Origin of the sequence: Candidatus Brachybacter algidus, assembly GCF_016707225.1 — a bacterium.
Taxonomy (GTDB): Bacteria; Bacteroidota; Bacteroidia; order Chitinophagales; family Saprospiraceae; genus Parvibacillus; species Parvibacillus algidus.
Map to the genome: position 1 here is coordinate 993,188 of NZ_JADJID010000001.1, position 12,224 is coordinate 1,005,411.

General features: G+C 33.7%; 9 protein-coding genes. All 9 read right to left on the bottom strand.

Annotated features, from left to right (window positions below):
- Positions 1 to 232 precede the first annotated feature (232 nt).
- A complete protein-coding gene (locus tag IPI15_RS04070; RefSeq protein ID WP_287400900.1) occupies positions 233 to 1,012 on the bottom strand; it encodes an AraC family transcriptional regulator in 780 nt (259 codons plus the stop codon).
- A gap of 287 nt (positions 1,013 to 1,299) precedes the next feature.
- On the bottom strand, positions 1,300 to 4,290 hold the full coding sequence (locus IPI15_RS04075) for a right-handed parallel beta-helix repeat-containing protein (RefSeq protein WP_287400901.1): 2,991 nt from the start codon (positions 4,288 to 4,290) through the stop codon (positions 1,300 to 1,302).
- A gap of 199 nt (positions 4,291 to 4,489) precedes the next feature.
- Entirely contained in the window at positions 4,490 to 7,741 is a 3,252-nt protein-coding gene (locus IPI15_RS04080; RefSeq protein WP_287419287.1) for a G8 domain-containing protein, read from the bottom strand.
- 559 nt (positions 7,742 to 8,300) lie between these two features.
- Positions 8,301 to 8,894 (bottom strand): hypothetical protein, encoded by a 594-nt coding sequence (locus tag IPI15_RS04085; protein ID WP_287400903.1) that lies wholly within the window; start codon positions 8,892 to 8,894, stop codon positions 8,301 to 8,303.
- A gap of 93 nt (positions 8,895 to 8,987) precedes the next feature.
- Positions 8,988 to 9,713 carry a YggS family pyridoxal phosphate-dependent enzyme gene (locus IPI15_RS04090; protein ID WP_353738733.1) on the bottom strand — a complete coding sequence of 242 codons (726 nt, stop codon included), beginning with the start codon at positions 9,711 to 9,713 and terminating at the stop codon, positions 8,988 to 8,990.
- Between the two features lie 4 nt (positions 9,714 to 9,717).
- The gene (locus tag IPI15_RS04095) at positions 9,718 to 9,954 is read right to left on the bottom strand and encodes a hexameric tyrosine-coordinated heme protein (RefSeq protein WP_287400905.1); all 237 of its coding nucleotides are present in this window, start codon (positions 9,952 to 9,954) and stop codon (positions 9,718 to 9,720) included.
- A gap of 2 nt (positions 9,955 to 9,956) precedes the next feature.
- Positions 9,957 to 10,220 (bottom strand): DUF2024 family protein, encoded by a 264-nt coding sequence (locus IPI15_RS04100; RefSeq protein ID WP_287400907.1) that lies wholly within the window; start codon positions 10,218 to 10,220, stop codon positions 9,957 to 9,959.
- 99 nt (positions 10,221 to 10,319) lie between these two features.
- Positions 10,320 to 11,492: a poly(ethylene terephthalate) hydrolase family protein gene (locus IPI15_RS04105; protein WP_287400908.1), complete on the bottom strand. Its 1,173-nt coding sequence runs from the start codon at positions 11,490 to 11,492 to the stop codon at positions 10,320 to 10,322.
- A 310-nt stretch (positions 11,493 to 11,802) separates the two neighbouring features.
- Complete coding sequence (uraH, locus tag IPI15_RS04110) at positions 11,803 to 12,216, bottom strand: hydroxyisourate hydrolase (protein ID WP_287400909.1); 414 nt, start codon at positions 12,214 to 12,216, stop codon at positions 11,803 to 11,805.
- Positions 12,217 to 12,224: the final 8 nt, after the last annotated feature.

The following is a 12,224-nucleotide window of genomic DNA, read 5'->3' on the forward strand; positions in this document are numbered from 1 at the left end:
ACCTTTTTATTAAGGAAAGATCTATATAGTTACTTATTCTCTAGATGTATAGCACCTAAATATGTTCATAGGTAAAAAGATAGATATTGTATGAAGTGTAGATTTCTCTTCAATTGATCGAATTATATGTCTGATGACTTAATACAAACAACATACAAAATTGTACATAGTTAAAGAATTTCTATGTCACTTACTTTTTGGTGTGAGTAAATTGATCTGAAACAATCAATATCTAATTATTTTTTGTATAAATATCGGGCATTGATAAAAATAGAATATCTTTTAAAGTTTGTTTGGGAGGAATTCCAAACATATTTTTAAAAATTCTGCTGAAATGGGCAATGTTATTGAACCCACATAATATGCAAGCATCTGATAGTATCCATTGTTCATGTAATACTTTATAAACTGTCTGCTGTACTCTTTTCCACAAAATGTATTGTCTTAAGGTGGTTCCGGTTTCTTCCAAAAAAAGATGTCTTGTTCTATCTACTGATAAATAAACTATGGCCGCAATGTCTTTAAGTGTTATCTTACTTTTCAAATTCTGTGATATATACTTCATGATCGCAGTTATCCTTGGATCGTTACTTTCTAATTTAAATTTTATATTTGGATAGTCAGAAAATAATAGCCACGCATAGAATAAATTTGTATTTTGAATCAAATTCTTTATCGAATCATCTAAATCAGGTAGAAATTCATTAATAAGTTTTGCCGATACTCCTTTATCAAGAGTCAAGATGTCTTTACCATTCAATTTATTTCTTATAGCATCACCCAGTGTCGTATCGTCTTCGAAATACCCTACTAACACTGTTGTGTTTTCATTTGTTGAAGCTTGATAAGATTGCCTTTTATTTATGATAATTCCATGAATATTTGAGTAATAATTGCCATTTAATTGACATTCAAATGGATGGTCCATTGAAACAGCAATTTGATAGCAGCATTGTAAATTAATTACTGCGGAATTAAATTTTGTTATAAAAGAAATATTGTTTTCTAACATAATTTTATAGGTAAAATAATTAGTAAATTCATTCCATATGTTAATTGGGTTATCCAAAGCTTAAAAGAGAATAGTCAAGCTTGTCTTTTAAATAATGGGCTACTATGCCACAAATATGAGCTCAATTATTCATAAATTATTATTTAACCTTTTTATGTATTCCATAAATATAATTTATGAACTTAAGTGGTTGTTTTTATTTCAAATTTGGATCATACTTTAATACAAATAAAAAAACGCTGCTTTTTTAGAGCAACGTTTTTAAATTATTTGAAAGTTTTTTAATATTAAAACTTTATGAATTTTTGCACTTGTTGTTTTTTATTATCAACTAGAACAAACAAGTAGATTCCTGGAGGAAGGGAACTTATATCCACATAATGAGTACTTTTTGTTTGTAGGTGATTGATTCCATTCGTGATGAATGCATTTCCAACTGCATAGTAAATGCTATATTTATAAGTACCTATTTTATTATCTATGATATCTATGGTAAGCTCATTACTGCCTAGAGCATAATAAACCCTCAAATCTGCATTGTTCGCTGCGATTATTTTTACTTGTCTAATATCTGAATAAGTAAAGCGACCGTCCTTATCAATCATTTTTAAACGATAATAGATTATTTCTGCAACTGAAGGTTTGTTGTCACTAAAGGTATAATTATTGTTTTTCACAGTATTTATTGCTTTTACTTCTCCTATTTTAACAAAGCTACTAGCGTCTGAAGAAACTTCAATATCGAATTTCTGCGTATTTTCTTCTTGAGTTGTTTGCCAGGTAAGTTTTACAGTATTATTTTGAGGTTCAGCATTAAATGATAGAAGGTTTAATGGTAAAGTCCCATTTAATTTACTGGTTATCCAAAATTCAGAAAATGAATTAACCAAGAATTCAGCATAATATCCATTTTCGTAAGTTTCAAAACTAATGTTTAGAATATTCGTAGAAGCACCTACATTATTACTAAAAATACTATCTTGATTTATACCGCTGTATTTAACAATTTTTAAATCTGCTGTTGTAATAATAGTTGGATCCAGGGCTTTTAAAGCTGCAAATTCTGCTTGAGTGAAATACAATTTTACTTTGACGTCATTGGTTGGCGTTTGTGTAGGGCTAATTACCCAACTTCTAGTCAATGCTTTATTGCCAGTGACCGTTTGACTCACACTGGACAAATAAGTATTTGTATTTACGTTACCTAAATTTGATCCACTTGGGTTTATCGAGACTAAACTTTGATTGTTTTTCCTAATATTATACCATTTGCATTGGTTTACTGCATTAGCTGTTTGGTTGATTGCGCTTGCTGCAGTATGGATAGGAACAGATCCCTCCTCGTCCAAAATTAACAATTGAGCACTCCATGGAGACACGATTATTTGGTTACTGCAGATATAACTCCCATCAGGTTTCCGATAAGTTTTATTATTTAAACTTACAGCTAACGGATCATCAGAAGGGTTTGTTATAAATAGGTGCTTACTTATGGCTGTTAAACTATCTATATAAACTAAACTTATTGGACTATTAACAGCGGAAACATCTACAGCAGGAAAGGCACTTCGCCATGTGGTAAAAGTATACGTATTATTATTGGCTTTAATGAAATTGCCACTGTAAGGATTGCCGTATACAGCATTGTTGAAAGTATTGGCATAATCTAACGGATTTTCTTCCATTTCTATAAGTGATTGGCTTGGCAATAAATTATATAATGTATTACCTGTCATGTTAGCTTTGCCTCCATAATTAGTTGTTAAGTCAATTTGTATTTTATTATTGAACATCAAATTGTCTTTTATAGTAACACTACCATGATTGTCCAGATACAAGCCATTGTCGCGGTTATAAGCAAATACATTGGCTTCTATGAGACTACCACTGAAGCCGCCCTGTGAGAATATGCCCATTCCCATGATACGGAAATTAGAACCATTATACAAACCGCTGCTAAAGTCTCTGTTACCAAAGCTGTTTAGAAAAAAGTTATTTCTTATTGTTTGATTATTTGCATTAATGTATAATGCGCCACCATCATCTAATAATAATTGCGAATGGTTAAATACATTTTTCTCTATAAGAGTATTATTTGCTTCACTTAACATACACACATAACCTGTACTATCAATCGTATTCTTTATAAAATTCATATTTTGACCTAGTATCCGTACTCCAATATAATGAACTACGCCATCACCTCCATATCCAGGAACCATGCCAATGCGTTGTATTTGGTTTCCTTGTATTAAATCATTCCCATTATCAAAATCTCCTGCTTCGTTCCAAAATATTCCGTAATCATAGCAGTCTCTGATTTTATTATTAGTTATTTTTAAGTTCTGACAATTCCAGGATTGGTGAATGCCTGAAGGAACTTTTTCTATGATGCAATTATCGATAGTAACTCCATCACTTAACCATGGTTGCACCCCAATATCAGTAGTCATATTAATAGTTAAGTCTTGTATTGTAACATTGTTTTTAAAAAATATTTTAATACCAAACTCCTCTACGGCGGCTTCGACCAATAGGGAGTTGGGGTTAGCACCACCAGGTGCATATAAATAAACTGTTTTGGTATTAGGATCAAAAAACCATTCTCCCGGAGCATCTAACTCACTTAATTTATTGTCCAAATAAAATCCCCATCCCGGATTAATTGTATTAGAATTTGTTTGGTCCAAATCGGCATTCATTACCACATCTCCATTGCTACTGCTGCTGGTGACCGTTCGGTTATTGAACAACCAACTAAAACTCCTTACATGAATGTTTGCGCCATTCCAGTATCCCTCAGGTTTACCTAAACTGCCCAAAGCATTACTTTTAATAGTTTTTTTATTGGGGCTCCCTGCATCTGTTTCTAACCATCCTGTGTTTGGATAGCGTGCTGTTAACATCAATTGTCCATTTACATATAAATGACTTGGTATTTTATTGCCAGTTAAAGTAGCCTTATAAATGCTACCAGTGTGAACTGTCCAAGCGCTCAAGACGACAGCACCATTTATAGTTGGATTTGCACCCGATCCATAAGCACCATATGTACAGCCAGTCATGGGAACGTCAAGCGCACCTCTAAATACCTCTCCGCGTTTAAATAAAATTATATCCCCATCGTTATAATTTCCCTGATTGACTTTGTTGATTGTTTTCCATGCTGTTGAAATGCTTTGCCCGTCAGAACTATCATTACCGCTGGTACTTACATAATAGTTAGTGGCCATTGCTGCATTGGTGCAGAACATCATGATTAGTAAATAAAATTTCATATTAATGATTTTAAATTAAATAAATCGACCATGAATTAGTCAACCTTGGTTGTATTAAAAATTAGTATTCGTTACAGGGTGATTAGCAGCAGAAGAATGTGGGTATGGGATGATTAGGTTAAATAGTATAGTAAATCATCACTACGTCTTTGCTAAAAATGTAGTGATGATCTAATATTTTTCAGAATATTGTTAGCCGTTAGTTTTTAATGATCTTTTCAGTATACATCTTTCCTTCTATTAACATCTGAATAGTATAAACGCCGTTTGGTAGTTTACTCAAATTAATAACTGAATTGTTCTCTCCAATTTTTACTTCTATTGCTTCAGATTTGACTAGTTCACCCATTGTGTTGTATATCAATACATTAGTTTTTCCGGCTGCTGAACTCATGAATTTTAAATTCAATAAAGTTGACACTGGATTGGGGTATATACTAATGTCAACATCTGATTTTGTTGAAATATTGACTGATTTAACAGACGTATATTTTGCCTTTCCATTGTCGTCAATTGCTTTTATACGATAATAATTGTCTCCATAATATGGTTTTTCATCTATGAAAAAAAATTGATTTTGACCTATCAATGCTTTTCGATCTTTTATCTTTCCAATTGATGAGAATTTACTGCCGGTACTCATTCGTTCTATATCAAAGTTTACAGAGTTCTGATCAGTTTCAAACGACCATACTAATTTTGCAGCTCTTTCACTTTCCTTATTAACCTCAAATGTCGAAAAGTTTATCGCTAATGGAGTTGGATCTAATTCACCATAAGCACGAACTCTGAATTCCTTATAAAGATTAGCATCTGCAGTTTCGGGTTGATCAGGATCTCCAGAATTTAATCCTCCACGTACTTTAAACCATACTTTGTTGTTAGCTCTATCATGCCAATAGACTTCGCCTTGTGCTGCACTTACAACAGCTTGAAAGCTTGTAACTGCTGTATATGTGTGGACATCTTGTTGGTTTTCAGGGTATGGTAAATTATTTCCAAATTCACTCATGTTATATGCAGTTGAAGAAAATAAATTAGTTATTTTAAAATCTCCGGAATATTCAACGGACATTACTTGATAATCATCAGAAGTTAACATGTTGGAAATTAACACGTTGAAATCATTAATATTATCAATGGTTGGAAAATCTAAGTAATAATATCCACTCGGATGTGCTGCGTAATGTCGCATATTTCCCAAAATATCTCCAGGTTGACCGGCTTCAACAGTCCAGCTTCCAACAGGAATTCCATCTATATCTGTTCTTGTTACAACAATTTTTTCATAGGATCTTTCAATCCCATTTATATTATAACTATAAAATCCATAGAATGGGCCATCTACTATTACTCCTCCAGAGACTTCAGGATTCGGTGGTACAATATGTTTTATTAGACCATAGGTATAAAACGGGTTGTCAAATACATAATTATTATCATGTCCTTCAGGACCACCCCAATAATTATGATAATCCCAAATTACACCATAGACATGTTGTGCCTCACCTGGATATGTTCGGACACCTGGATGGGAATTGATTATTAAATTATTTGTATTCCTAACAGTGCCTTTGTCCATTGGTATAAGATAGTAATCGTTTACGGCGAATGCTCCGCTTGGCTCATCTTCTACACCCACAAAATTGACAACGACATTATCTTTAATATTGAAAGTACTGTGATAACTTGCAAATGCTGCCCTTTGACCAGCATTCCATTGATCTGGAAGTTCAACGCCATTCATGTTATAATTTAGACTAACACCTACAACAAGAGACCTTTCTATTTCACCACTATTTATATTATCACTGGCTCCAGAAAAAAAGGAGGAAGTATTGTCCGCAGATACAACCCTTCTATTGCGCACAGATGCTGATCGATTCCAAATGCCACTGGAGTTGTTTTTCCATGTAGTATAATCAGCTAGTTCATATGTTAATACATTGTCAAAAGGCCATTCGGGTTCTGATCCATCAATCGTTGAAGTATATCTATGTGGATATGTATTTCCTTGAATATCAATTTCCACGTTGTCAAGAAAAATTCCAGCATCGAAATTAGAGTGGGCATGATTATTATTGAATACTCCAAATTTCTGTAAACTAGGATTAATATTAATCGCCGCACTCAGTCCGAAAGTTTGTTCAGGAAATGCCAGCCAAAAGCCAAATCCTTCGCAGTCTGCAGCTGTATTGTTGGTTAATGTGTTGTCAGGATTACTGACCCAAAGGCCGGATGAATTATCTTCTTCATGCACTTTCAATGCATTGCCATTTAGGGGTTTTCTTACTTTTAAAACCAGATTTCCATTTATGATATTACGACGTTCAGATGCGTCTTCCGTGAAGATACCATGACCACGCACGTCGTACACTATATTGTTACTTACTTCACTTCCATTAGTTCCATGTATGACAATGCCTCGATGTGCAGATTGATTAATTACAGAATTGCGAATATATTGACCTGTTGCATCCGGTAAAGTGTTACTGCCCTGATAGCTTAGCATGTGCCAGTGAAAAGGATAGCGACCCAATTTTCCTGCTTGTCCACCTCTTCTTATTTCTACCCCATTCAGATGTGCCCGGCCAACCATTCCGCCCATTCTCATAACCATTATATGGCAACCAAATCCGCTGTTTTGCCACAAAGCATCATCTACAGATTGGACAACGATGTTTCGTGTTAAATTGCCAACTTCTCCTCTTTCATCCAGGATAGTTGGGGTGCCTGATAATAGATTTGCAGGTGGTGGAGCATATGTCAAACTCATCCCTGTTGGAGTCAAATATTGTAATTTACCCCAGCGATGTGCATTTAATCCATCTTGCAATGTTAAGGATGTTGGGCTATTTACAGTGGTAATTTTGCTTCTTTGAGCATTACTGTTTCCGGCGCCATAGTAATCAGTTGGGGCTATTACAATTTGATCGTTCACATTCCAGGAAACTGCATCCAACAAGGTAATGGTGGAAGAGCCTGAGATAGCATGATTATTTATTTTTGTTTTCACAGCTGATGGCGGATTACCATGAAGTTCCAATTGTCCTCCCATCACCATAATGCCTCTGGTCCCCATGCCCATTATTTCCTCATTTGGATTAGTTGCATTCAGAGTGATCACTGCTTTACTTGTATAAGGAGATGTTTCGGTACCTACTTCCAAAGTGCCCATCACCATGATCCAACCTACAGTCAAATTTAGATCTTGATTTGCAAATTGTAGCTTACCCATTATGTTTAAACTAGCTAGCGCTGGAGGAGACTCGTTAAGAATGATCTCAATTCCATCAGGAATTACAACAGCACTTCCTGCCACAGGCTTCGTAGCACCAAATGATGTCCATGTGCTGCTATTGGACCAATATAGTTGGGCAGTTGCATAGTTACAGCAGAAAGTGAGTTGCCCAAAAAATAATAATGCGATAAAGTAGTTTTTAAAAATCATACTTAATTCTTTAAATTAATGAAAATGCCGAATTTATAATGTTCTATTTTGAATTAATTAACCCATTTCAATAATGCAAATGGCGCTGTTATAGCTTTGTGCTATTAAAGATTTAATACTTGTGAAACGGATTTTTAAGAATTGTATACTTACGTAATAGCCAATTCTATTCTAGAAGGGGTCGCTTAAAGAAACAAATCTATGTAACTTTAAAATATTATTACGTAAAAAGGGATATAAAAGACAAAAAAACTAAATAATAGCCGTTTAAGCTAAGTTTGGTGATGAGTTAATATTCTAAATCTAGCAATTGAAGTTTAAGAGTTATCAATAATTTCTTAAAATATTCCTATAACTTAACAAGAGTAGAAATTGCAAGGATTTAGAAGCTTTCAGCTAACCAATTAAAATACAACAAATTAGATAATTGTCCATATTAAATATTTTATAATATTGATTTCCAATGGAATAAGCAAATGCTAAACATTAGTTGATTAGCACTTTAAATATTCGAAAGATCATAAATTAAGGTTTCAATTATAGTAAAATTTGGATTTTACTACCTCCAGATTTTAAAATTCAACACTAATTTTTTTTGCTGAATAAGCGTGCGCCAGTCAATAAAAAATAGGCAAAAGAGGAGTACTACACTAAATACTAAACTTGCAATGGACTGCCAGGAAATGGCATTTTCAATAATAGACTCTGTGTTTTCCACAGCATAAGCCCCGGCGAATAAAGCCACAGTGTCACTGACAAATTTACCTATAAGGAACCAAGGAATGATATAACGGGCCTTAATTTTTGATATACCTGCTGCTAAGAAAAGCGGAGTAGTGGGCAGCGGTAATAATGAATATGCCAATATCACCATCTGACCTTTCCATTTATTTTGATTCAGAGTAGCACCAATGAACTCAATGTCTATATTCTTAGATACACTTAAATACTTGTTGGATAAATGAGGAATATACAAAATTAGTATATATCTTCCTAATACTGAACCTATAAGCCCTATTGCAATTACCCACCATACATCTAAATGAAAAACAATCTGAAGAAATAACATTATGGTAAATGCAGGAAGAAAGGGAAAAGGAACTATGTCAAATAATAACGCACCTATGAAGACTAATAAATACTGCCACCACATTTCTTCTACTTTTTACTTTAATAATTTCTAATACAAACATAACTTAGTTCTGAAACAACAGAAATTGTATCTCATAACCTTTTAATCTATTCTTTACTGTTTTTCGTTCCAATAATAGCTGTCAGGATATATTCGACTGCCAAAAATAGCTGTTCCAACTCTTATGATTGTTGCACCTTCCTCTATTGCTATTTCAAGATCATTACTCATGCCCATTGAAAGTTCCTTCAAGTCAAAATTGGGCAATTGTAAAACTTCTAGATCGGACTTTAAACAATTTAAGAGTTTAAAACATTTTCGAACCTTACTTTCTTCCGCGCTAAAAAGTCCTATGGTCATCAATCCTGTCACTTTTAAAGTATCAAATGCAGCAACTTCCTCAGCAAATTCAAGCACATTGGCGGGATTAATACCAAATTTGCTCTCTTCAAAAGAAGTGTTAACCTGAATCATAATATCCAAGGTTCTCCCTTCCTTCTGCAAACGCTGGTCTAGCTTTTGGACTAAATCAATTCTATCAATTGATTGGATACATTGAGAATACTTCAACACCTCCTTTATCTTATTTGATTGGAGATGCCCAATAAAATGAGTTTGATGAGGAATTAATTTTAATTCCTCAAACTTATCTTTTAGCTCTTGAGATTTATTTTCACCTATGAGTTTCTCTCCACAATTAAGAGCAATTTTGATCTTTTCAGCTGACACTGTTTTGGTAGCTAAAAGCAACTGTACAGAGCTTATATCCCGTCCAGATTTATTGCAGGCTAATTTAATTCTATTATTGATAAATTTTAAGCTTCTTAGAATATCATCCATTGGCCTATCTCCAATAGTTATTGGCTTGCGCAATCGTCGCAAACTCAATAGCTACAGTCTTTCCAATTTCAATAAGCATCATTGGGTCATTGGCATATAACTCCCTTTGTTCCTTTCTTTTGTTTTCATCAGGTTGCGTTAATTTTATTATTAACCTGGCCATTTTAACTGCTAATTGCCTTCCTTCTTCCGGAGTGGCTGTCAATAATGAGTTTCCCGGTATAAGTTGTATTGTATCCATTTTTAATTACAGTTTTCAATTTCTATTATATAATATCCTTTACTTTCTATGGCTTGGTTCATTTCTGGTGTTGCTTCCTCAATATGGCAGAATCTACATTCTTTCGATGTCATAGGCTGCTGTTGCTGCGATTTGGAAGTAAGATAATCTTCGCCAAAGCTAAAAATTTTCTTTTCATCCTTAATTTCCTCATCAGCAATGATGTCGAAATGCATTATGCTTCCGTCCTTTTTAGTTACATAAGTGTCCCAAACAGCTACTTTCATTATTTCTATTTTTTTAAAGATAAGATATCACATGGAAAATAAATAATAAAACCAACAAATTAAATAATTAATAAGCATTTACATTATGTACATTTTTATCTAGTCTTGTACAATAATTTTTTTTGTTGCTAAAATTTTATTATCTTCTTTTAGCCTTATAAAGTATAATCCGCTGGACAAACCGCCTCTTTTTAGACTGACTGTATTTCCGTAAATATTTGTCAACTGCATTATCTGTTGTCCTAAGTTATTGTGTACAGTTAATGTTGCATTTTTCATCGGAATATTTGCCTGCACAGTTGTTTCAGAAGAAAATGGATTAGGATAAATATTAATTCCTGATTCGCTTATTTTTTCACTTTTTCTTGTTGATAATAGCAAACAATTTTGTTGTGATTCAATTCCGCCCCCTGTTGTTATTAAATTTTGAAATTCCACCCCTGAATCACTTTCATTCTTTAAATAGTAATTAAGCCAGGAAAGCAATAAACTAGAAGTGATATTTTGCTGTGACATAGGGCTAATATCTGGCGGCGGACTGCAAGTTAGTTCTCCTAGACTGCAATTTGTATTTGCGTTTGCGAACTGACAATGGCTTCCACCAGTAATTGTTACGTAGGTTTTGCAGGTAGATGCAAGGGCATCATACATTGGAAGCTGATGTTGTACAGGTGGCGCTACACAATCATTTGCACCTGCTATTACTATTGAAGGAATACCTATATTTTTTGCAGCATCTATAGAGGAAGGGTTGGTGTTGGCTGCTGCAAGAGTGGCAAGTGCCGTAATACTTGGGTCATATTGAACTGAAAGAAAAGCGGAACCTCCTCCCATAGAGTGGCCCATTGCCGCAGATGTAGTCGCTACTCCACCAAAAAACGTAGAAGAAGCATTAGTTCCTTCGGTTTTCATGGCGCCAACAAGAAAAGCAATGTCTTTTCCGAAATTAGTATGAGAGGGAAAAAGACTTGTTTCTGTAGTTGGAAAAACCATAATGTATCCATTTGGGACTATATCATTCCATATGTTAGCGTAAGCACTCCATGTCATTAAAAAACCATGCCCAAAGACCAAAACCGGGAACTGTCCTGAAGCTATAGATACATTGTCGCCGCTCATATCAGCAGGGTAGTAGATCTCAGTTGTGATATTCCTGTTTGAACGGGATTCATCAATAAATGTCTGCTGCTTATGCCCAATCTGATAAGTTTGAGCCAAACAATGGATGTTAAAAGAGATAAATATTGTAAAAAAAGTAAAAAGTATTTTCATAGCAGCGCTTTTTGAGTGATAGTCAATGAAATATATTTAACTTAAGCTTATAAATTGTTTATCACATTGAAAAACAACAAAATAAACATATAATATATTTTAAATATTATTTAAATGTTTGTATTCTAAATAGTTAGTTTGATTTTTTTATTACATAAATTTACATAAATGATTTTATTTGGTGGAATCAACCATCGAAGTTTCATTCTGACTTCTGACTTATGACTTCTAATTTTTAATTTCTTATTTCTGCATCATATTGATTAATATCCATACTATCATGAGTTATTTATCTCGCAGAATATTGTTATTAATTCCCTCTATAAGTCGAATATCCAAAAGGCGATAATGTAATTGGTACATGATAATGGTTATTGTCTTTTAGCTCAAAAACTACATCGATAAAAGGATAAAAGCTTTCCTGACTCATCTTTTTGAAATAAGGCTCTGTGAAAAAAGTCAGTTTATAAATTCCTTTATGATCGGTACCTTTTTCTTCTTTGAGAAAATTCTTGATCCTTCCATTCTCATCTGTATATTTTTCATCAATAATATTCCAATTACCTTTCTTGTCTTGTTTGGATAGAGAGATTTTTACATTTGAGGCAGGTTTGCCCTGTGTAATGTCTAAGATATGACTCGACAATTGGTAGGTTGCTTCTTGTGCCGATAGAACATTCGTAAGTATGAGAATCGATAATGTTAAGAATAATATTTTTTTCATTTGCTTAT

Bases quoted from the DNA above. Each gene is read 5' to 3' on its own strand.
- IPI15_RS04070 (WP_287400900.1), bottom strand. From the start codon at position 1,012: ATGTTAGAAAACAATATTTCTTTTATAACAAAATTTAATTCCGCAGTA.
- IPI15_RS04075 (WP_287400901.1), bottom strand. From the start codon at position 4,290: ATGAAATTTTATTTACTAATCATGATGTTCTGCACCAATGCAGCAATG.
- IPI15_RS04080 (WP_287419287.1), bottom strand. From the start codon at position 7,741: ATGATTTTTAAAAACTACTTTATCGCATTATTATTTTTTGGGCAACTC.
- IPI15_RS04085 (WP_287400903.1), bottom strand. From the start codon at position 8,894: ATGTGGTGGCAGTATTTATTAGTCTTCATAGGTGCGTTATTATTTGAC.
- IPI15_RS04090 (WP_353738733.1), bottom strand. From the start codon at position 9,713: ATGGATGATATTCTAAGAAGCTTAAAATTTATCAATAATAGAATTAAA.
- IPI15_RS04095 (WP_287400905.1), bottom strand. From the start codon at position 9,954: ATGGATACAATACAACTTATACCGGGAAACTCATTATTGACAGCCACT.
- IPI15_RS04100 (WP_287400907.1), bottom strand. From the start codon at position 10,220: ATGAAAGTAGCTGTTTGGGACACTTATGTAACTAAAAAGGACGGAAGC.
- IPI15_RS04105 (WP_287400908.1), bottom strand. From the start codon at position 11,492: ATGAAAATACTTTTTACTTTTTTTACAATATTTATCTCTTTTAACATC.
- uraH (WP_287400909.1), bottom strand. From the start codon at position 12,216: ATGAAAAAAATATTATTCTTAACATTATCGATTCTCATACTTACGAAT.